General features: G+C 29.2%; 18 protein-coding genes. 13 read left to right on the top strand and 5 right to left on the bottom strand.

What is annotated here, in order from left to right; all coding sequences use genetic code 11:
* Nucleotides 1-404: 404 nt before the first annotated feature.
* Both ACEG17_RS07905 and ACEG17_RS07900 read left to right on the top strand, forming a co-directional pair.
* Nucleotides 405-2,264, top strand: coding sequence for a DUF4153 domain-containing protein (locus ACEG17_RS07905; RefSeq protein ID WP_372583273.1), 1,860 nt, complete (start codon nt 405-407; stop codon nt 2,262-2,264).
* Between the two features lie 104 nt (nt 2,265-2,368).
* A complete protein-coding gene (locus tag ACEG17_RS07900) occupies nt 2,369-3,154 on the top strand; it encodes a hypothetical protein (RefSeq protein WP_372583272.1) in 786 nt (261 codons plus the stop codon).
* A gap of 102 nt (nt 3,155-3,256) precedes the next feature.
* Here the strand turns inward: ACEG17_RS07900 and sfsA are convergent, their stop codons facing one another.
* Nucleotides 3,257-3,997: a DNA/RNA nuclease SfsA gene (gene sfsA / locus ACEG17_RS07895; RefSeq protein WP_372583271.1), complete on the bottom strand. Its 741-nt coding sequence runs from the start codon at nt 3,995-3,997 to the stop codon at nt 3,257-3,259.
* Nucleotides 3,998-4,150: 153 nt separating this feature from the next.
* On the opposite strand from sfsA, the gene ACEG17_RS07890 reads away from it, so the two are divergent.
* The 4 genes from ACEG17_RS07890 (at nt 4,151) to pflB (ending at nt 10,928) form a co-directional block, all read left to right on the top strand.
* A complete protein-coding gene (locus ACEG17_RS07890; protein ID WP_314113425.1) occupies nt 4,151-4,975 on the top strand; it encodes an undecaprenyl-diphosphate phosphatase in 825 nt (274 codons plus the stop codon).
* Complete coding sequence (locus ACEG17_RS07885) at nt 4,976-6,502, top strand: coproporphyrinogen III oxidase (protein WP_372583270.1); 1,527 nt, start codon at nt 4,976-4,978, stop codon at nt 6,500-6,502.
* Between the two features lie 626 nt (nt 6,503-7,128).
* Nucleotides 7,129-8,562: a hypothetical protein gene (locus tag ACEG17_RS07880; protein ID WP_372583269.1), complete on the top strand. Its 1,434-nt coding sequence runs from the start codon at nt 7,129-7,131 to the stop codon at nt 8,560-8,562.
* A gap of 134 nt (nt 8,563-8,696) precedes the next feature.
* Nucleotides 8,697-10,928 (top strand): formate C-acetyltransferase, encoded by a 2,232-nt coding sequence (gene pflB / locus ACEG17_RS07875; protein ID WP_147006172.1) that lies wholly within the window; start codon nt 8,697-8,699, stop codon nt 10,926-10,928.
* Between the two features lie 250 nt (nt 10,929-11,178).
* On the opposite strand, the gene ACEG17_RS07870 is transcribed toward pflB, so the two are convergent.
* Complete coding sequence (locus ACEG17_RS07870; protein ID WP_372583268.1) at nt 11,179-11,361, bottom strand: hypothetical protein; 183 nt, start codon at nt 11,359-11,361, stop codon at nt 11,179-11,181.
* Between the two features lie 148 nt (nt 11,362-11,509).
* Between ACEG17_RS07870 and pflA the strand changes: the two genes are divergently transcribed.
* Nucleotides 11,510-12,244, top strand: coding sequence for a pyruvate formate-lyase-activating protein (gene pflA, locus ACEG17_RS07865; protein ID WP_299574819.1), 735 nt, complete (start codon nt 11,510-11,512; stop codon nt 12,242-12,244).
* 48 nt (nt 12,245-12,292) lie between these two features.
* Here pflA and ACEG17_RS07860 read toward each other — a convergent pair whose 3' ends face one another.
* The 3 genes from ACEG17_RS07860 to ACEG17_RS07850 all read right to left on the bottom strand — a co-directional run bounded on the left by ACEG17_RS07860 (nt 12,293) and on the right by ACEG17_RS07850 (nt 14,109).
* Nucleotides 12,293-12,610 carry a thioredoxin family protein gene (locus ACEG17_RS07860; protein ID WP_372583267.1) on the bottom strand — a complete coding sequence of 106 codons (318 nt, stop codon included), beginning with the start codon at nt 12,608-12,610 and terminating at the stop codon, nt 12,293-12,295.
* A 15-nt stretch (nt 12,611-12,625) separates the two neighbouring features.
* Entirely contained in the window at nt 12,626-13,279 is a 654-nt protein-coding gene (locus tag ACEG17_RS07855) for a 2'-5' RNA ligase family protein (RefSeq protein WP_372583266.1), read from the bottom strand.
* Nucleotides 13,280-13,401: 122 nt separating this feature from the next.
* A complete protein-coding gene (locus tag ACEG17_RS07850; RefSeq protein WP_372583265.1) occupies nt 13,402-14,109 on the bottom strand; it encodes a type 1 glutamine amidotransferase in 708 nt (235 codons plus the stop codon).
* Nucleotides 14,110-14,286: 177 nt separating this feature from the next.
* Here ACEG17_RS07850 and ACEG17_RS07845 point away from each other — a divergent pair, with 177 nt between their 5' ends.
* The 6 genes from ACEG17_RS07845 (at nt 14,287) to ACEG17_RS07820 (ending at nt 21,257) form a co-directional block, all read left to right on the top strand.
* Nucleotides 14,287-15,768 (top strand): nucleotidyltransferase family protein, encoded by a 1,482-nt coding sequence (locus ACEG17_RS07845; protein WP_372583264.1) that lies wholly within the window; start codon nt 14,287-14,289, stop codon nt 15,766-15,768.
* Between the two features lie 187 nt (nt 15,769-15,955).
* Nucleotides 15,956-16,909, top strand: coding sequence for an alpha/beta hydrolase (locus ACEG17_RS07840; RefSeq protein WP_299575646.1), 954 nt, complete (start codon nt 15,956-15,958; stop codon nt 16,907-16,909).
* Between the two features lie 31 nt (nt 16,910-16,940).
* Nucleotides 16,941-18,269 carry an MFS transporter gene (locus ACEG17_RS07835; protein ID WP_372583263.1) on the top strand — a complete coding sequence of 443 codons (1,329 nt, stop codon included), beginning with the start codon at nt 16,941-16,943 and terminating at the stop codon, nt 18,267-18,269.
* A 45-nt stretch (nt 18,270-18,314) separates the two neighbouring features.
* Nucleotides 18,315-19,133: a transketolase gene (locus ACEG17_RS07830; protein ID WP_372583262.1), complete on the top strand. Its 819-nt coding sequence runs from the start codon at nt 18,315-18,317 to the stop codon at nt 19,131-19,133.
* Nucleotides 19,134-19,214: 81 nt separating this feature from the next.
* On the top strand, nt 19,215-20,141 hold the full coding sequence (locus ACEG17_RS07825) for a transketolase family protein (RefSeq protein WP_372583261.1): 927 nt from the start codon (nt 19,215-19,217) through the stop codon (nt 20,139-20,141).
* 621 nt (nt 20,142-20,762) lie between these two features.
* Nucleotides 20,763-21,257 (top strand): DUF441 domain-containing protein, encoded by a 495-nt coding sequence (locus ACEG17_RS07820; RefSeq protein ID WP_372583260.1) that lies wholly within the window; start codon nt 20,763-20,765, stop codon nt 21,255-21,257.
* Nucleotides 21,258-21,346 lie beyond the last annotated feature (89 nt).

The raw sequence follows: 21,346 nt of genomic DNA, 5'->3' as shown, positions 1-21,346 counted from the left end.
TGAAATTATCTTTTGTAATTATACTAAAAATTGTCGTGATTTTTTTGGAATGAAATTGACTGTTTGAGCTTTTTCAAAACATTTAAGTTATAATCAATTTAAGAGTTAATAATAAATTTTATTAAAAAGCGAGTTTCAATTTTATTTCAAAAAAATGCTTAGACGAGCCAGGATTATAAAGGGGATGGCGATTGATCCCCTTTATACTTAAAAAAAGGCAAAATATAAAAATTATAAAAAAATTATTATTAACCAAAAAAATATAAAGAAAATTTAGAAAATAACTTTATTGAGGGAGAAAAAAGAAAATAAAATAATTTTCTCATTTTTTTTAGCTAAGAATGTGATATTATAATATAAAAATAAATAGCAAAATCAAAAATTATGATAAGAGGTGTTTATCAATGGGAAAAATTACAGAAAAATTTAAGAAGTTATTTGGATATTTTAAGGGAGGGGTTGACAGGTTTAGAGTGACGGTTGTCTTTACGTTAATGGTTTTTGGATTAGTTGTTTTGACTACAGAACTTGAGAATCTTAGTTATGAAAAGCTTTCTGTTGTTTCTTCGAGTTTGATAGAGGTAAATAAATGCTTTGTGCTTGGTATTTTTTTAACTGCGATGTTTGAAGTTATTAGGGAACAATATTTTGAAGAAAGAAAAAAATGGATAATTAGAACTATTTATACAGTTTTAACTGTTATTATCGGATTTGGAGCTTATGTTCTTTGCTTTGTTATTTATAATTTTGAAATCGGATTTTGGATGTTGTTGCCTATTTCAATATTAATTTTTCTTTTAGTACCTATTTTAAAAAATGAAAATAAGGAAAAATATTTACAGTCTGTGTTTGTAAATTTTGTTGTATCATCAATTTTTGCAACTGTGCTTTATATTGGGATTTTTTTAATTCTAGCAACAATTACTGTATTATTTGGGTTTGAGTTGTTTTATGGCTTTGTTTTAAGATTTTATATGTATTTGGGGGTATTTGTATTTGATGTTTTGGGAATATCGTTTTTCTTGTCATTGTTGAAAAATCCTGGTGATAACTTGGAAAATTATGATTTTCCATATATTTTAAAAATGCTTATAAAATTTGTAATTACTCCGTTAATTATTATTTATACAGGGATTTTATATGTTTATATTGCAACTGTAGTTATATTTATGAAATTACCAAAGGGGATAATTTCTCGTTTTGTCCTTTGGTACATAGCGTTTAGCCTTATTATTATAATTTTGATAACTCCGTTTGCTAAAAATGACAAATTTTTAGGTAATTTTAAAAAATATTTTCCATATTTTTCTATACCTTTAATTTTTGTTTCACTGTTTGCAATTTTTCAAAGAATTTACCAGTATGGAATTACAGAGAACCGATATTATGTGCTTCTTCTTATATTCTGGCTATTTTTCTGCATGATTTTATACATAATAAAATCAAAAGTGACAGGAGTTTTTATAAGTTTGATTATTTGTTTAATAATTGCTGTTTATACTCCATTTAGTGCAGAAAAAGTGAGTGTTTACAGTCAAAGTCAAAGACTGAAGAGAATGCTTGTAAAATATGGAGCTTTAAAAGATGGAAAAGTTTCCAAAACTACACAAAACTTGACTAATAGACAAGGAAATGAACTTTATACAGCGATTGACTATATATCTACTAGGCAAGGCTCATCGGTTAAAAATCTTGGATTAAAAAATTCTGCTGGAAAAATCTATCAAACTTCTCATGATTTGGAAAAGGATTTGGGAATTAAAGATTCTTGGAGAGAGTATTATTCTTATGGTATTGAAGATGATGACAGAGAAAGTTACGATGAAAGAAAAGTAATTACATATAACTTAAAGACAAACGAGAATACTTCAGCTATTTTGGAAACAAATGGCTATGATAATGTCATTCATTACCGAAAAGACTGGGGAGAAGCATCTACTCAGACAAATGAATCTGATAAATACAAAGTTGTTATTCTAAATAAAATGATAACAATAAGTGCTAAAAACGGTACAGAACTTGCGAAATTTAATTACGAAGATGTAATAAAGCAAGTATCAGCAAAATTAAAAACTTTGAAACTTGAAAATATAGGAAGTCAAGATGAAGAATACAAAGTTCCTCAAAAAGACTTTGAATACATTGGAACAGCAGGAAATATAAATTACAAAATTTCATTACAAAGTATTTATGAAGAAATAAAGGATGGGAAAATGACAGATATGAATTATGAATTTGATTTCATGTTTTCTGAGAAGAAATAATTACTAAAAAATGAAAAATAAAAAATCGGAATCTTTCTTAAAATAAAGACAGAGTTGATTTAAAAGTTATAAGTTTGATTTCAGTTTTTTGTGAAAGGAGAAAAATGACAATAAGAAAAAAATATATATTAATAAATTTTTCCGTTACGATATTTGTATTGCTAATTGTATTCGCTTTGTGGTTACGAATGCAACACTCAATTTTTAATTACATATTGATTATTTCGTTAATCTTGGTATTTGAATTTCTGAAAATAGATAAAAGAATGTATGTGTACTTTTATCAAAAATATATGAATATATTAAATGAAGAACTTGATCCTGAAAAATTTATAGAAATTACGCAAAATGAATACGACAGAAATAAAAATAAGCGATATAGAAATTATATGAAACTGAATCTTTGTGCGGGATATTCTTCACTAGGAAAAGTAGAAGAAGCGTATCAAAATTTAAAGGATATAGATTTATCTAAAAAATCATTATTCAGGGAACAGGATAAAATCCTGTATTATTATAATGAAGCGCTGTTATTGCATGGACTCGAAAGAAAAGAAGAGGCAATAGTGATTTACAAAGAAAAAGTTTTAAAAATGATGAAGAAATTTAAAACTAAAAAAGGACTTGATGAAACAAATGCTATGATTGAATTTTTAAATGGAATTTTATTTTATGAAAATGATAGCACAAAAATGATAGAAATTTTATCAGAAACATTAAAAAGGTTAAGCGTTAAACGTCAAGTTTTGGTAATTAAACATTTATTAGCAAATTATAAGTCAAAAGTAGGTGAAATGGAAGAAGCAAAAAAATTATACGAAGAAGTTATTGAAAACGGAAATAAGTTATACATTGTGGAAGAGGCAAAAGAAAAGTTGAATAAAATGTAAGTATAAAAAAATAAATCGGAATATATTCAAAATATTTGATTAATTCCGATTTTTTATTGATTTAAATTTTCAAACTATTTTCCGATTTTTTTTATTTGGATATTAAAACAGTTTTTTTGCAACTTCTATATTTTTCACAAAACTTACCTTTTCATCTTCTCTATATTCCAAAAGCATTGGATAAATTTCCACTCCATTTTTTATCGCTTCATAAAAAGTTTCTGAGAAGTCCCTATCGATAATATGTTCAGGTGCAAAAATTTCTGATTTTCTAAAAATCAAAATAAAGACAGCTGTTCTAAATCCCTCTTTTTTAAGTTCTATTAGTTCTTTCAGATGTTTTAAGGCACGCACGGAAGGAGAGCCAGGAAATTGGGCAGTTTTTCCATTTACCAAAGTACAGCCTTTTACCTCAACGTAAATTTTATCTTTTTCAGTTTCCAGGTAGAAATCAAGTTTACTATTGTTATACTTAATTTCAGGCTTTATATACAAAGGTTTTCCAAATGGTGAAATTTGTGCATTGTTAAATATAGATTCTGTAATGTAGCGATGAAAAGCTGTATTAATAAGTATAATTTCTCCATGAACCTTTACTGCGATTACATCCCATTTAGTTTTTCGATTCTCATTATTAGCCTTTTTTATAAGCAATTCAGCTCCATCAATCAATAATTCCGTCAGCCTGCCCGTATCATGTAAATGAGCAAAATCTTTTCCAGAATAATCTTCATTTTTACAGTTGCTTTTAAATTCAAATCTTACTGTAAATCGAGTAACTCTTTCTTTGAAATTTACGATTTTATCGTAATTTATAGTATAAAGAATTTTATTTTTTTTCATTTATCTTTCCTCTTTAAATAGTTATGATTTTAGAATATCACATTTAAAATAAATAAACAAGAAAATTTTATGGCTATTAATAAAGTAAAAAATATGTGATATAATAAATGATAATTTAAAAAATAGGTTTAATAAAGTAGAAAGGAAAATATTATGTTTGCAGATATTATTAAAGTATTTATTTTAAGCCTTGTGGAAGGGCTTACAGAGTTTATACCTGTCAGCAGTACAGGGCATATGATTATTGTGGATCAGTTTTTGCAGCTTTCTCAAAACGAGGAGTTTGCCAATGCGTTTAAGATAATTATACAGCTTGGAGCGATTTTATCGGTAGTTGTATATTATTGGAAAAGAATTTTTCCATTTGCAAAAGGGCTTAGCAAGAGTCAAAGAGCAGATATTATTCAGATGTGGATAAAAATAGTAATTGCAGTGCTTCCTGCAGTTGTGCTGGGACTTCTTTTTGATGATATTATTGACAAAGTGCTGTTTAATTCCGTAGTTGTGGCAGTAATGCTGGTTATTTATGGAGTTATACTTATTTGGCTTGAGTCAAGAGAGAAAAAGGAAGGCGGAATTACTTCAATTACTCAGATGTCAGTAAAAACTGCAATTGGAGTAGGGTTATTTCAATGTCTTGCGATGATTCCTGGAACTTCGAGATCGGCTGCTACGATTATTGGTGGAGTTTTGCTAGGATTAAATAGAGTTTTAGCAACGGAATTTTCATTTTTTCTTGCGATTCCGACAATGCTTGGGGCGACACTTTTAAAACTAGTGAAACTTGGTACAGCTTTAAGCGGATATGAATGGTTTTTAATTGCATTAGGTTTTGTGCTGTCATTTGTATTTGCGTATGCTGTGATAAAAGTATTTATGAATTACATTAAAAAGCACGATTTCAAGATATTTGGATATTATCGGATTGTTCTTGGGATAGTTGTGCTGTTATTATACTTTATGGGAGTTATAAAATAGATGATAAGAGCGAATATTGAGATTAATAAGAATAAACTTGAGGAATTTATGCGTGTGCTTTTGCCTGAGCATTATGATATTTTTTCTGAAAATAGTGAAAATGATGTGGAAATTAGTGTTAATTTTAGAAAAAATCAAGATGTGGAAAACTTTGACAACGATTGTGGAAAACTAAAAGATTCAGAAAGTGATAACACAGAAATAATTACTGTAAATACAGTATTAATTGATAATAAAAATGGAAAAATTTTAAAAGAAGTAACATTTTCACATAAGAAAGTCAATGAAGAATATTTTGATCAGGCAGAAGTTATGGCAAAAAGTTCCTTGATGAAACTTTTTGATAAACAAAATGAATATAAATGGGGTATTTTAATAGGAGTACGTCCTACAAAGATTATAGGGCGTTTTTTAAAGATGGGGTTATCTTATAATGAAATTAACGAAATATTGGAAAAAATATATCTTGTAAGCAATGAAAAAAGGAAACTTCTGCTAAACATTGTAAAACGTCAAGAGCCATATCTGGACAAAGAAACAATTGGAATTTATATAGGAATTGCCTTTTGCCCTACAAAATGTTCATATTGTTCATTCCCAGCCTATCTGCTACGTGGAAAATATGCAGAGCGATATGATGAATACATAGGGTCTATTTATCACGAAGTGCGTGAAATTGGGCAATTAACACAGGAATTAGGCTTAAAAATTAACACGATTTATATTGGTGGAGGAACACCTTCAATTTTAACGGCGAAAGAAATTGACAAATTGCTAAAAACAGTAAAAGAAAACTATAATTTAGATTATTTAAAGGAATTTACATTTGAAGCTGGAAGAATTGATACACTGGATGAAGAAAAATTAGCTATTATCAAAAGCTATGGAATAAATAAAATTAGTATAAATCCGCAGTCTTTTAATGAAAAAACTTTAAAACTTGTAAATCGTTATCACGACAGGGAACAGTTTGATAATGTCTACAAACTTGCTAAAAATTATGAATTGGAAATAAATATGGACTTGATTTTAGGCTTGCCACGTGAAACTACAGAAGATATTTTGTACACAATGGACGAAATTTCCAAATATAATATGGAAAATCTGACAATTCATAATCTAGCAATAAAAAATGCAAGTCGTCTTAACAAAGAAAATTATGCTCACGAAGACATATTAGATTATGAAAAAATTTACGAAAAAATCGAAAATGTAACTAAAAATAAAGAGCTTTTTCCATATTATATGTATCGCCAGAAAAATAGCTTTCAATGGGGAGAAAATCTAGGATATTCACTAAATGGAAGCGAGTCGATTTACAATATAGAAATGATTGAGGAAAATAAGACAATCATTGGAATTGGAGCTGGAGCGATTACGAAACTTATCTGGTTTGATGAAGAAAAAAATCGAGATAATATAAAAAGGCTCGTAAATCCTAAAGATCCGCTGGTGTGGATGAATGAGCTGGAAGATCGGCTGGAACAGAAAAAATCTGAAATTTCAAAATTATTTCAAAAATTTTAAAATAAATACCCCTAGTCAATTAAGATTAGGGGATTTTTGTTATATTTAAATTTCACTTATGAATAGTTTCGTATTCAAAGATATACTCAAACCTATTTTAAATTAAACTGCTAAAATTATATAAATTTATGGTTTGAGTAAAATAGTCATAGCTTTTGAGTTTGGTTTTAAATAAGTTTTACTATTATACATCATTTTATAAAATTTAAAATCTATTTTTTGCTTTGTAAAAATTTTTGTATAGAGATTTAGTCAAAAAATAAGTTATTATAATTAATGGATTAATGTATAAATTATTTCAAAATCTGATTTAATCTAGTGTTTAACTGGAATATTGATAAATTTTATTTTTTTACAAAAAAAATCATAGATTTTGAAAATTATTAGTGTTTATTTAATTAATAAATTCAGTATTTTTAAAGTATATTTTTTGAATTATAATTATCATCATTTAATTTTAAATTAATTTTTATAAATCGTTCAAACCCAGTATTTAAAGGGTGTTTTTATCAAACAAGAAAATCAAAAATCTCGTCTAAAAAAATAAACTCATAATTGTTATTATGAAAATGCTTGTAATTATCGGTATTACAAGGTGAATAATAATTATGGGGTGAAAATAATCAATGGAAATTGATTTTAATGAAACAGATTTGTTGAAAGATGTCTTAAATTTTAAAATTGTTAATAGGAAAAAACTGGAGGAAAGATACGGATTTAAAAGGCTGGATTACACAATTGAGCATGTAAATAATTTTTTACGTGAAAATAATAACGGAATAATACATAAAAGTAAAAATTATTTGTATTACTTTGGAAAATATTATGAAAGTTTATTTAAAGTAAATGATAGAAGCATAAATTTGAAAATGTCATTTAGAAGAGAATTTATCCTGCTTATTTTACTTCTTGGAAAAGAAAAGTTAAATATTTACAAATTTAACAAACAAATTAGAAGGACTGAAGAAAATACTAAAAACATTCAGAATGATTTGAAACAAATCTTGAAACTTTACAATATAAAGCATTCAGAATATGCAAAGTCAACAAATCTTGAAAAATTATTTGAAAGCAGGAATTATAATTTTAAAGAACTGAGAGAAAATCATTTGAAGGAAATGCTAATGAGAAGGATGGAGAAGGTTTATATTGGAAAAAGTACATATCAGGAAAATTTTTATTTTAAGATGCTTCAGGAAATTTTGAAAATAAAAAGTATCAAATATATAAAAAAGCTTATTTTTATTTATATGGAACAGTTTACAGATATAATTTCTATGGATGAAAAATATTCAATATTAATGTATTTTATTTTAAATGTACACAATCCAGATATAAAGTTTAATTACCAGATAAAAGAAACTGATGAAAATAAAGAGTTTTTTATAATGATGGATAAAATTTATAAAAGAGAAAAGCTAAAGATGAATTACAAGTTCCTTACAATATTTTATAAAAAATTACACAGAAAGAAAAGAAATCCTGAAAAAATATTAAATCAGATTAATAAAGATTTAGAATTAGAAAAAAGTATAAAAAATGTAGAAGTTAAAAAAATAGAAGTGAAGAAAAAAAGAGATAGAGATAAAATCGAGATTTATAGTATTGCAGAATCATCTGTAAATTTTGAAAATGAAAATTTGTTAAATAAAAAACTTGTAAAACAGTATATACGGCCAGATGAAATGCCTAAAATTAAAACATTAGTTTTAGTTGATTTGGAAGAAAATCAGATTTTAAAGACGTTTAATAAAGTACGAAAAGTCTTTAATTTTTTAGAAATAGTGAGAGTCGAACATCTAAATAGCTTTAAAAAAATTATAACAAAAGATAATAGCAACTATGAACAGATATTGTTAATTTCAAGTTCAAAATTTGTAAACATAATAAGAAATTTTTCGAGCATCCCGATTTATCATTTTGAATTGGGAAAAGAAAAAGGAACTTTGCAAAGCAGAACGTATATTTTAAAACAAATGATATACTTACGGACAATGATGTTTCAATATTTGGAATTTAAGAAAGATAGAAAAATATTTCGTAAAAAATCAAAATTATAGAATTAAAAAAATCCTAAAATGTATTTGCTTTTCAAAATTTTTGGGGTATAATTATCATAGAGTGGAGATGATATTACAATAATTATAAAATTATGGTAAATATAATATAAATTGAAAGGATGTGTTGTTAAATAATGGACGCATGGAGAGGATTTAAAGAAGGAAATTGGAAAGACAACATTGATGTTACAGAGTTTATCAGATTAAATTACACTGAGTATTTAGGAGATGACAGTTTTTTAGAAGGACCAACAGAAGCTACTACTGAACTATGGAAAAGCCTTTCAGAAAAATTTAAGGTAGAAAGAGAAAAAGGTATTTACGATGCTGAAACTAAGATACCTTCACAAATTGACGCTTATGGAGCAGGATATATTAATAAAGATTTGGAAAAGATTGTAGGATTGCAAACTGACGCACCTTTAAAAAGAGCAATTTTCCCAAATGGTGGATTGAGAATGGTAAAAAACAGTTTGGAAGCATTTGGATATGAACTAGATCCCCAAACTGAAGAAATTTTTACTAAATATAGAAAAACTCATAATGATGGAGTTTTCTCAGCATATACTGATCAAATCAGAAAAGCAAGAAAAACAGGAATTATAACTGGACTTCCAGATGCTTACGGACGTGGAAGAATTATTGGAGATTATAGAAGAGTTGTACTTTACGGAGTAGACAGATTAATTGCTGACAGACAAAATCAATTGAAAAATATGGATCCGGCTGAAATGACAGAAGATGTAATAAGACTTAGAGAAGAAGTTTTTGAACAAATTAAAGCATTGCATGCTTTAAAGAGAATGGCTGAATCTTATGGCTTTGACATTTCTGGACCAGCTACTAACGGTAAAGAAGCTGTACAATGGCTATATTTTGCATACTTAGCCGCTACAAAAGATCAAAATGGAGCTGCAATGAGTATTGGAAGAACTTCTACATTCTTAGATATTTTCTTGGAAAGAGATTTACAAGAAGGTACTTTGACTGAAAAAGAAGCTCAGGAAATAATGGATCACTTTGTTATGAAATTAAGAATAATCAGATTCTTAAGAACACCTGAATATGATGCATTATTCTCAGGAGATCCAGTTTGGGTAACTGAATCAATCGGTGGTATTGGAGAAGATGGAAGATCATTAGTTACTAAAAACTCATTCAGAATTTTACATACATTATATAACATGGGAACTTCACCTGAACCAAACCTAACAGTTCTATGGAGTGAACAATTACCTGAAACTTGGAAAAAATTCTGTGCAAAAGTATCAATTGATACATCATCAGTACAATATGAAAATGATGATATTATGAGACCACAATTTGGTAATGACTACGGAATTGCCTGCTGTGTATCTCCAATGACTATCGGACACCAAATGCAATTCTTTGGAGCAAGAGTAAACTTGCCAAAAGCATTATTGTATGCAATTAATGGTGGAAAAGATGAAAAATTAAAAATACAAGTAACTCCAGAAGGACAATTTGAACCAATTAAGAGCGAATATCTTGAATTTGATGAAGTATGGGAAAAACTTGATAAAGTGTTAGATTGGTTAGCTTCAACTTATGTTAAATCATTAAACATTATTCACTACATGCATGATAAATATTCTTATGAAGCGTTAGAAATGGCATTGCATGATGTTCATATCAGAAGAACAGAAGCATTTGGAATTGCGGGATTATCAATTATTGCAGATTCATTGGCAGCTATTAAATATGGTAAAGTAAAAGTTGTAAGAGATGAAGAAGGGGATGCAGTTGACTATATCAATGAAAAAGACTATGTTCCATTTGGAAATAATGATGATGCGACAGATCAGTTTGCAGTAGACATTACAAGAAGATTTATGAACAAATTAAGAACTCATAAAATGTACAGAGATGCAACTCCAACACAATCTGTATTAACAATTACTTCAAACGTAGTATATGGTAAGAAAACAGGAAATACTCCTGATGGAAGAAGAGCTGGAGCACCATTTGGGCCAGGAGCAAACCCTATGCACGGAAGAGATACAAGAGGAGCTGTTGCTTCACTTGCCTCAGTAGCTAAAATCCCATTTGAAGATGCAAACGATGGAATTTCTTACACATTTGCAATTACACCGGAAACATTAGGTAAAAATTCAAATGAAAAACAAACTAACCTAGTTGGATTAATGGATGGATACTTCAATCAAACAGGACATCACTTGAATGTAAACGTATTCGGAAGAGAATTGTTGGAAGATGCAATGGAACATCCTGAAAATTATCCTCAATTAACAATCAGAGTTTCTGGATATGCAGTAAACTTCGTTAAATTGACTAAAGAACAACAATTAGATGTAATTAACAGAACAATATCAAATAAAATGTAATTTAAAATTGATAAAAAATCTGAAAATTAACCGATAATTTTCAACTAATATGAGAAATGTCGCATAGTTTCATAAAATATGAGTTATGCGGCATTCTTTTCTATTATATGATAATTTATACTAAACTCTATTTAAAAGTGGAAATAAATTTTTATAATAGGGTTGTTTGATAGTTAGTTCATAAGCGTTCAACTAAATTATTTTTTATTATTTTTTAGATATTTTAATTAATAAATATTTTTTCATATTACTATGTTTTTTCTTTTTTATTTTCGTAGGATTGCTCATTGCCGCAAAACCTTATCTTGCAGTAAAGGTTTATCCTGATAATCAAAATATTTGGCAAGATTGCTACGCAATAACCTATGGCTAGTCTACGACATTTTTCTGCACTGACAAAAAACTCGCTATGCTCAGACAGTTTTGCCAGCACAGAAAAATGCTCCGACGGATTAGTTTATACGAGACTATGTTTAAAAAGGGAAAATAATATAGTATTAAATTTCACTAGGAAATAGTATAAAATAAAATTTAAGTTATCAAATAATTTATTGAATAAAAAAGAAAGAGAGAAAACTAATATGGAAGTAAAAGGGTATATACATTCATTCGAATCATTTGGGACTAAGGATGGGCCTGGGATTAGATTTGTGCTGTTCTTGCAAGGATGCCCTCTTAGATGTCTGTACTGTCATAATGTGGATACTTGGGAAATTAAGGACAATAAGATGATTATGACGGCTCAGGAAGTTATGAATGAAATTTTAAAAGTAAAGGGATTTATAAAGACTGGAGGGGTTACTGTATCTGGTGGTGAGCCTTTGATGCAGCCTGAATTTTTGATGGAGCTGTTTAAGCTTTGTCGTGAAAATGGGATTCAAACGGCACTTGATACATCCGGGTATATTTTTAATGAAAAGGCAAAAAAAGTGTTGGAGCTTGTAGATATGGTACTTCTTGATATTAAGCAGATAAATCCTGAAAGATATAAAATATTAACTGGAGTAGAGCTTGAAAATACTCTAAAATTTGCAAAATATTTGAATGAGATTAATAAGCCGACTTGGTTAAGATATGTGTTAGTTCCTGGGTATTCTGATGATGAAAATGATTTGCATGAGTGGGCAAAGTTTACTTCCCAGTTAAAGAATGTGGAAAGAGTGGATGTTTTACCATTTCACCAAATGGGGCAGTATAAATGGGAAAAAGTTGGGAAAGAATATAAACTGAAAGATACTCCAACACCAACGAGAGAATTAGTTGAAAAAGCTGAAGAAATTTTTAGATCTTATGGGTTGAAATTATTGGATAAATAAAATTAAGGGAATTGGTTCTAGTTTTATTAGAATCAGTTCCCTTTTAATTTATTTATTTTCACATATTTGTTCCATTCTATAATTTAATTCCTCAAAATCAATAATTTTAGCCTGTCTATGTATCTCCTTGCCTTCATAAAATAGAATAACTACTGGAGCTGAAAATAGGATTAATTGTCCGACTGCTTCAGGAATTTCAGATGCTTCTATATAATAAGCAGTAAAATTTTTTTCATTAACAATTTTCTCAACTTTTGGCATATCAATCTGACAAATGCTGCAATTATTTATTGAAACATATAATAAAAAATATTTTTCTTCTTTTATTTTATTCAGTATTTGTTCATAATTTTCAAGTTTTTTCATATAATTTTTCCTTTTTTATTTTTTAAATTTTACTGAATAAATGATATTTTTTGCTTGTCCTAAATCGTCAACTTGGGCGATTCCGATACCAATAACTTTAGATTTAAAAGGTTTAAAATCATATTTTGAAGTAAATGCATCTATTTTTGCTGAATCCTCTGGAGTAAGTAAAGTTATGTGCGGATCAAAACTTGTAAATACGTTTGGAGAGCCGTACAAATTAAAGGATTTTACTTTTTCAGGAATAGATTTTGCCCAGTCAGGAACTTTTGCGTCCTTTGCACGATATTTGTTTAAGCTAACTGTTATTTCATCTGCAAGCTGTTGTATAGCTTCATTGTTTTGAGCATCAAGCATAAACCAGTTTCCGCCAGTTTTTCTTAATCTGTAAAATTCTATATCAAAAGGCTTTGTCTGATTTGCAATTTTGTTGACAGTATCCTTTATTGTTTTTAGTGCTTCAGGTTTGTATTCTGTAAGATAAAGTGTCAGATGGACTGCATATCCTTTGGAATAAAGGCTTTCGATTCCTTCATCTTTAAGTCCTTTTGAAATGTTTTCCACATTTTTAGTTGCATTGTTATCCATAATTACAAAAACATTATAGTTTACATTGGAAAAAACGTTGATACAAAACATTAAAAAAATTGAAAAAAATAATTTTTTCATAATAAAACCTCCTAAATTTTTTGTTTCAAATTACTTTTACTACAATTATACCTTAAAATATTTTAAAAACAAGATTTAAACAATATTTTAGTCTAAATTTGACTGATTTCAATACGTTTATTTTATTTTTTTGTAAGTTTATCTAAAAATTCATAAAGAAGATTATTCATTTCATCGTAGTTATTGTTACGTATAGTTTGGGGAGATTGAACAAAAGGTAAAGTTTGGCTATCCTGCTCAAGAGTTTTATCTGAATCTATTAATAATTCAGTTAGAGCTTTTGTAAATTCGAGATGGCATTGAAAGCCATAATGTTTTTCGCTATATTTTATAATCTGTCGTGGACACCCTTTACTTGCTGCCAAGACTTTTGCAGTATCTGTTAATCCTGGCATATCGCTATGCCAATGCCCTACAGTAGCTTGTTTTCCAAAATGTTTTATGTTGTCATCTTCCAGTCCATCTTTTGTTAGTTCAATTGGAAAATTTCCTATTTCACGGAAAGGGCTTTTTTCTGTTTTGCCACCAAATGCTTCTCCTAGTAATTGAGCACCAAGACATATTCCAACTACAAATTTATCTGCCTTTATAGCCTTTCTGATTAATTCAATTTCAGCTTTTGCATCAAAATATGGAAATTCGCTGTTATCTCCAATAGGACTCTGCGGTCCGCCCATCACAATTAAAAAATCAAATGAATCTGCATTTTCAGGTAACTTTTCATATTGATATACTTTTGTTGTGGAAATATCGTGTCCAGAAAGTGCTGTCCAAGCAAGATAAGCTCCTGGCGCTTCAAATGCTTCGTGTAATATAAAGTGTATTTTCATTGGTGTTCTCCTTTAGTTTTTGAGTTTATTATATAATTTTCCATAAGATATTTCAATAGAGTAATTTTAAAGTGTAAATTTAAAGAAATTTTATAATAAAATTGAAAAAACTTATAAAAATCATCTTGATATATGGTATAATACTTGTAATGTGAGAAAAGTTTTTAGGAGAGAAAATTGTTAAAAATAGGAATTGTAGCTGAATATAATCCATTTCACAATGGACATTTGTATCAAATCAGGAAAATTAAAGAGATATTTGGTGAAGATGTCTTGATTGTGGTAGTGATAAGTGGAGATTTTGTTCAGCGGGGAGAAATTTCGTTTTTGGATAAGTGGGAGAAAACACAGGTTAGCTTAGGATGCGGAGTTGATTTGGTTGTGGAGTTGCCACTTTATTATTCGATTCAGAATGCTGAGATTTTTTCAAGAATGGCAACAAAAATTTTGGATTATTTGGGGATAGATATTCAGGTTTTTGGAGCGGAAGAGGAAAATATTGATATTTTGCAAAAGGTGCTTGAACTGCAGAAAAGGCAGGATTATAAGGACAAGCTTATGAAATATATGAAAAAAGGCAACAGCTACAGCACTTCTCAAAGACTGGCATTAAAGGAATATAATCTAGATGGAATTGTGAAGTCAAATAATATTCTAGCTCTAGAATATATGCGTGAAATAGAAAATAGTAATCTTAAAATAAAACCGTATATTATAAAAAGAGAAATTTCAGAATATAACGAAGAGAAAGTTTCTAAGGATAGGGAAGAATTTGCTAGTGCTTCATTTTTGAGAAATGAATTGGAGAAGATTTTGGATGAATTTTCTAAGGAAAAATTTGATTTTGAAAAAATAAAAAATTTTATTGCTAAAAAAAAATATGATTTTTTAAAAGATGTAAGAGTAGAAAATTCAAAAGAAATTGTTAAAAAAAATTATAATTTTGAGAAAAAGCAAAATATTAGGGGAAAAATAGGTTTAGAAAGTTTGAAAAATGTAAAAACAGAAGAAAGAGTCTTTTTGAAACTAGAAGAGATTCAGAAATTTTTACCAGAAAAATCATTTGACATTATTTTTAAAAATTTGGAATGGAAGATAAATAACAGATTTAGTGGGGATAAAATAAAAGAAGAAATCTTTAAAATTGTGAAATATAAGATTTTGACAGAAAAAAAAGAAAAAATAATGGAAATATATGATATAACTGAAGAAATTTATGCTAGAATACATGGAACAATGCTGAATTCGCAAAAATATATAGAATTTTTGAAAAATTCAAAATCTAGAAATTTATCAAATAAACGTGTAGAACGGATTATTTTGAATATTTTACTAAATATAAAAGCTAAAATGATGGATTTTGAAATAAACTATGTAAGAATTTTAGGCTTTAATAAAAAAGGTCAGGAATATTTGAAAGAAATTCGTAAAAATAATAAAATTGAAAACTTTGATGCGAAAAATGATTTTCAGAAAAAAGATGTTTTTGTAAATTGGAAAGATATTGAAAAATTTGATAAAAGGGATGAAAATACAGAAAGCTTGGAAAATCAAGAAAATTTTTTGGAAAAAATACAAGTTGAAAAAAATGGATTTTTGATAAAAGAATTAATTTTAGGGAAAAAAGAGAAATTAAATCCAATTGTCTGTTTAGATTGAATTATTTTAACAAATAAATTATAAGAAAATTTAAAAGTGAAAAGTTATAAAAATGAATAACAACAGTTTTTATACAGCGAAGAGTAAATGCAGCTTGTCAAAAATAATACAAAGATGAGAGTTTAAAAATATTATATTAATGAATTTTATAAATAAAAAATAAAAAGAATAGGAGAGGATTATAGGAATGGGATTATTAATAACAATTAATGTGCTGTTTATGATATTTTTCTTTGTGATAGCATATATGTCAATACGGTATTTTATTAATCAGATTGAGAAATATCCGAGAGTTACATTTGAAGAGGTGTATAACAGTAAAAAATTGAGACAGAAGTATAATATTGAGGATAATAAGGCAAATCCTTATGATTATGGGTATAATTTTAAGGAAATTGAGTATAAGTCAGGGAAAATACAGCTTTATGGGTGGCTTATTGAAAATAAGGAAGCTACAAAAACGATGATTATTTCACATGGTCGTGGTGTAAACAGGCTGGCTTCGTTACAATATTTGGAAATGTTTAAAAATATTGGACTTGACAAGGAGTATAATTTTTTTATTCCAGATTTGAGAAACTCTGGAAAGTCTGATGTGGCTAAAACTAAGATGGGATACTGCTTTGGACAGGATATTTTTCACACAATGGAAATGCTGAATGAAAGATTTGGAAAGAACAATTTTACATTATATGGATTTTCGCAAGGGGGTATGGGGTCTGCAATTGCTTCCAAAATGTACGTGAAGGCACTTAGAAAAAAAGGGATTGTGATTGATAAGCTGATTTTGGACAGTTCGATTTCCAATATAAGAAAGAGAATTAAGGAAGATGCAAAAAAACGTCGTGTTCCAAAATTTATTGTAAGTGTTATTGTAAGAATTTTTAATTTAAGAGTTGGAAGTCATCTTGATAAGCTGAAATTATCATACTTACTAAAAAGAATACCTACTTTGATAATTCAGTCTAAAAATGACAAGGCTACAACTTACGGAATGCTTATGGAAGAGTATAACGAACTTGCACAAAATGAAAATATCAAACTAAAAGTTTTTGAAAAAGGTTCACACACAAGAATTTATGCTGATCCTGAGTGTAAAGATGAATACGTTGAGGCGGTAAAAGAGTTTTTAACAAATTAAAGTTATAAAAAACAGAAAGGTAGAAGATTTAATGAGTTCAAGATTAACGAAAAAAAGTTACATAATTTACGGGCTTGGGGTTTCATATTTTATGATTGACCAGATTTATAATCAATGGTTGTCATATTATTATTTGCCACCTGAAACGGAAAAAAATTTAGTTCCGTTGTTGAAGCCGCAGTATTTAGTTCTAGCATTTATTTTTGCGAGGATTATTGATGCAATATCAGATCCTGTTGTAGGATTTTTATCTGATAATTCAAAATCACGGTTTGGGAAAAGATCAATATTTATGCTAGTTGGAGGCTTGCCACTTGGGATTCTTACGGTTATGTATTTTTATCCGATTAAAAGTTCGCAGATGACAACGCTTATTTATTTATCAGTTGTTGGAGGACTGTATTTTACGGCATATACTTTAGTCGCAGCACCGTATAACGCTCTAATTCCAGATTTGGCTTCAAACAAGGAAGAAAGGCTTAATCTTTCTACAATGCAGTCAACGTTTAGGCTTATATTTACTGGGGTTGCGATGGTTCTACCGGGTATTTTGATTTCAAAATTGGGAATGGTAAATGGAGTGCTGAATACAGAAGTTGGAATACGTAAAACAGTAATTTTGATTACAATATTGTCAGTTTTGGGGATTTATGCGTGTATATTTTTTCTAAAGGAAAAGCAGCTCACACAAAATCGTCCTAAGACTGAATCGCTAGGGTTTATGAAATCAATTTCACATTTGAAGGATAAGGAAATTATTTTATATTTTTTAGGATATTTCTTTTTCTTTTGCGGATTTAACATACTTCGTGGAGATTTGACATATTATTTGAGTGCTGTAATGCAAAAGGATATTAAATATTTGACTGTAATATCAGTTGTGCTGTTTGGAATGGCGGGGCTATTTTTTCCAATTACAAATAAGTTTGGGAAAAAATATTCGTACAAGAAAATATTGATTGTGGATATGCTGCTTTTGATAATCGGTACTTTTGGTCTATTGTTTATTAATAAAAATAATTCAATTTTTGCATATTTACTTTTTGTAATTTGTGGAACAGGATTAAGTGGTGCAGCATTTATTTTCCCACAGGCAATGCTTAGTGAAATTTCTGCAAAACTGTCAGAAACCAAAAAAGTAAGTTTAGAAGGCTTTATGTTTGGAATACAGGGAATGTTTTTAAAATTGGCGTTTCTAGTGCAGCAAGTTGTTCAGTCAACTTTACTTGTTTTAGGGAATCAGAATGTTCAGAATGGCGTGAAAGGTGCAACTGAAGTTGGAGTTAAAGTGACACTTGTCGTAGCATTAGCGTTGTTTGGCGTTTCGCTGTTTTTCTATAATTTGAAAAAAGAGGATTAATTTTAGTTAATTATTAATATTTATAAATAAAAAATGGAGGTTTTTATGAAAATTGAAGATTTGCAAAAAGAGGCAAAAATATTGAGAAAAGATATTATTGAGATGATTTACAGGGCAAAATCAGGACATCCGGGAGGTTCACTTTCGATTGCTGATATTCTGGCTGTGCTTTACTGGAAGGAAATGAATATTGACCCAAAAAATCCAAAAATGGAAAACAGAGACAGATTAGTTCTTAGTAAGGGACATGCTGCTCCTGCACTGTATGCAGCCTTGATTGAAAAAGGATTTTTAGGAGATGAAGGAAAGAGCCTTATTCCAACACTTAGAAAATGGCACTCTCCGCTTCAGGGACATCCTGACATGAAAAAACTGGCTGGAGTTGAAATGTCAACAGGTTCACTTGGGCAAGGACTGTCTGCAGCAAACGGAATGGCTTTGAGTGGAAAAATTTACAATAATGACTACAGAGTTTATACAATCTTAGGAGATGGAGAGCTTCAGGAAGGGCAAATTTGGGAAGCGGCTATGACTGCGGCACATTACAAGCTTGACAATTTAGTTGCGATAGTTGACTATAACAACTTGCAAATTGATGGAAAAGTTTCGGATGTAATGGATGTTGCTCCGATTGGAGAAAAGTTCAAGGCATTCAAATGGAATGTAATCGAGATTGACGGACACAATTATGAAGAAATCATAAATGCTCTTGACACAGCAAGAACAGTTAAAGGACAGCCGACAGTTATTGTTGCGAACACTGTAAAAGGAAAAGGTGTTTCGTTTATGGAAAATAACGCTGGATTCCACGGGGCTGCTCCAAATGATGAAGAATACAAGAAGGCAATGGAAGAATTGAGTTAAGATTAAAATTGCTGTGCTAACAGGATATTATAAACTTTTAAAAATAACTAAATATTAATATAAAAATAGGAGAATATGAGAATGGAAAAAAAATCAACTAGAGTGGCTTATGGAGAAGCGTTAGTTAAATTGGGAAAAGTAAATAAAGATGTGGTGGTACTGGAAGCAGACTTGTCAAAATCAACAATGACTGCATATTTTAAAAAAGAGTTTCCAGAAAGACATATAAATGTTGGGATTGCAGAGGCTGATATGATTGGAACAGCGGCAGGTATTGCAACGACTGGGAAAATACCGTTTGCCTCAACTTTTGCACATTTTGCAGCTGGACGTGCCTTTGACCAGGTTAGAAACTCGGTGGCGTATCCGCATTTAAATGTCAAGATTTGTCCAACTCACGCAGGAGTTTCGTTAGGAGAGGATGGAGGTTCACACCAGTCAGTTGAGGATGTGGCATTAATGCGTGCAATTCCAGGAATGGTAGTGCTATCGCCAGCAGATGCAGTAGAAACAGAAAAAATGGTCTTTGCAGTGGCTGAATATGAAGGGCCTGTGTATGTAAGACTTGGAAGACTGAATATACCGGTATTATTTGATGAAAACTATAAATTTGAAATAGGAAAAGCTGCAACTTTGAGAGAAGGAAACGATGTAGCAATATTAGCGACTGGCCTTATGGTATCAGAAGCTCTTGAGGCGGCGAAATTACTGGAAGAAAAAGGGATAAAAGTAAGAGTGGTAAATGTTTCTACGATAAAGCCGTTAGACACAGAAACAGTTCTAAAAGCGGCAAAAGAATGTAAATTCATTGTAACAAGTGAAGAGCATTCTGTAATAGGAGGACTTGGAAGTGCAGTTTCAGAATATTTATCAGAAGTTCATCCGACAAAAGTTGTAAAACATGGAATACAGGATGTTTTTGGACAAAGTGCAGATGGAGAGACTATGCTTACGAATTATGGGCTTAGAGCGAAGGATATTGCGGAAATTGTTTTGAAAAATATGTAAAAAATTAATTATTAATTCAACAATCCTGTGATGGAATAAATTCGTAAAAATAGAATTATTTTTTAGGATTAAAAATAGCAAAAAAGATACCTTGATGTTGAATTGGGGTATCTTTTATGTTGTTGAAAACTAATACTAAATCCCATTTAAATAACGAATTTGTTATAAACTTTTCCAATGAAGGATTAAAACTTAGTATTTTAAAATAATTAAAATATTTTTTTGCTTTAATAAATCGACGGAGCTTTTATTTGCTCAGCTACGACTGTTTGACGACTGAAAGGAGGAGTTTCGGAGTTGAGCAAATAAAAGTCGTAGTCTAGCCATAGGTGCAGGATTTGCGGCAATGAGCAATCCTGCAGAAATAAATAAAGAAAAAACATAATAAAAACAGTAAAAACCATTATTAAACAAAATAATCTTATACTAAAGCACATTAGAGACTAGAAATATTCACCATTCAAACGGAGAATAGTATAATACCAAATACCGTTTAAAAATAGGAATAATTTTTTAGATATTTTGATTAATAAATATTTTTTCATTTTTATTTTCATAAAATTGAGAAAGTTAAATGTCTATTATTGTTTAATAAAAAATTATAATTTAAAGGAGAAGAATTTGGAAAGTTTTATTTTTTTAGGAATAATTTTATTAATTGGAATAATTACACAAAATAAGTCTATTGTTCAGGCAACGATTTTTGTATTAATTTTGAAGTCAATATTTAATATTACTGAATTTTACAAGATAAGAGGAATTAATGTTGGAAATATGATGGCACAATTTAGAAAAGAAGGGATAAATTGGGGAGTTTTGATAATTACTATCGCCATATTGATTCCAATTGCGACAGGAGAAATAGGGTTTTCACATTTGCTAAGTGCTTTTAAAACACCGATTGGCTGGGTTGCGATTATAAGCGGAATCTCTGTTTCGATTTTATCTTCCAAGGGAGTAGGACTTCTTGAAGGACAGCCTGAAATTACAGTAGCCCTTGTACTTGGAACGATAATGGGAATTGTTTTTTTCAAAGGGATTGCGGCAGGGCCAGTTATTGCTGGCGGAATTACATTTTGCATTTTAAGAATAATCGAATTGTTTTTTAGGAAATAATAGAATATTCTAATTAATTGTTTTTGATTAATTTAAGTTTGTAATTTTCTATTCATATTTTGTAAGGAAAAAAAACTTGACAACTTGTC

Source organism: Leptotrichia hongkongensis, assembly GCF_041538065.1.
Classification (GTDB): domain Bacteria; phylum Fusobacteriota; class Fusobacteriia; order Fusobacteriales; family Leptotrichiaceae; genus Leptotrichia; species Leptotrichia hongkongensis.
The sequence above is the reverse complement of the archived record's forward strand: the minus strand, read 5'-3'. Positions and strand labels throughout refer to the sequence as shown.

Bases quoted from the DNA above. Each gene is read 5' to 3' on its own strand.
- ACEG17_RS07905 (WP_372583273.1), top strand. From the start codon at position 405: ATGGGAAAAATTACAGAAAAATTTAAGAAGTTATTTGGATATTTTAAG.
- ACEG17_RS07900 (WP_372583272.1), top strand. From the start codon at position 2,369: ATGACAATAAGAAAAAAATATATATTAATAAATTTTTCCGTTACGATA.
- sfsA (WP_372583271.1), bottom strand. From the start codon at position 3,997: ATGAAAAAAAATAAAATTCTTTATACTATAAATTACGATAAAATCGTA.
- ACEG17_RS07890 (WP_314113425.1), top strand. From the start codon at position 4,151: ATGTTTGCAGATATTATTAAAGTATTTATTTTAAGCCTTGTGGAAGGG.
- ACEG17_RS07885 (WP_372583270.1), top strand. From the start codon at position 4,976: ATGATAAGAGCGAATATTGAGATTAATAAGAATAAACTTGAGGAATTT.
- ACEG17_RS07880 (WP_372583269.1), top strand. From the start codon at position 7,129: ATGGAAATTGATTTTAATGAAACAGATTTGTTGAAAGATGTCTTAAAT.
- pflB (WP_147006172.1), top strand. From the start codon at position 8,697: ATGGACGCATGGAGAGGATTTAAAGAAGGAAATTGGAAAGACAACATT.
- pflA (WP_299574819.1), top strand. From the start codon at position 11,510: ATGGAAGTAAAAGGGTATATACATTCATTCGAATCATTTGGGACTAAG.
- ACEG17_RS07860 (WP_372583267.1), bottom strand. From the start codon at position 12,610: ATGAAAAAACTTGAAAATTATGAACAAATACTGAATAAAATAAAAGAA.
- ACEG17_RS07855 (WP_372583266.1), bottom strand. From the start codon at position 13,279: ATGAAAAAATTATTTTTTTCAATTTTTTTAATGTTTTGTATCAACGTT.
- ACEG17_RS07850 (WP_372583265.1), bottom strand. From the start codon at position 14,109: ATGAAAATACACTTTATATTACACGAAGCATTTGAAGCGCCAGGAGCT.
- ACEG17_RS07840 (WP_299575646.1), top strand. From the start codon at position 15,956: ATGGGATTATTAATAACAATTAATGTGCTGTTTATGATATTTTTCTTT.
- ACEG17_RS07835 (WP_372583263.1), top strand. From the start codon at position 16,941: ATGAGTTCAAGATTAACGAAAAAAAGTTACATAATTTACGGGCTTGGG.
- ACEG17_RS07830 (WP_372583262.1), top strand. From the start codon at position 18,315: ATGAAAATTGAAGATTTGCAAAAAGAGGCAAAAATATTGAGAAAAGAT.
- ACEG17_RS07825 (WP_372583261.1), top strand. From the start codon at position 19,215: ATGGAAAAAAAATCAACTAGAGTGGCTTATGGAGAAGCGTTAGTTAAA.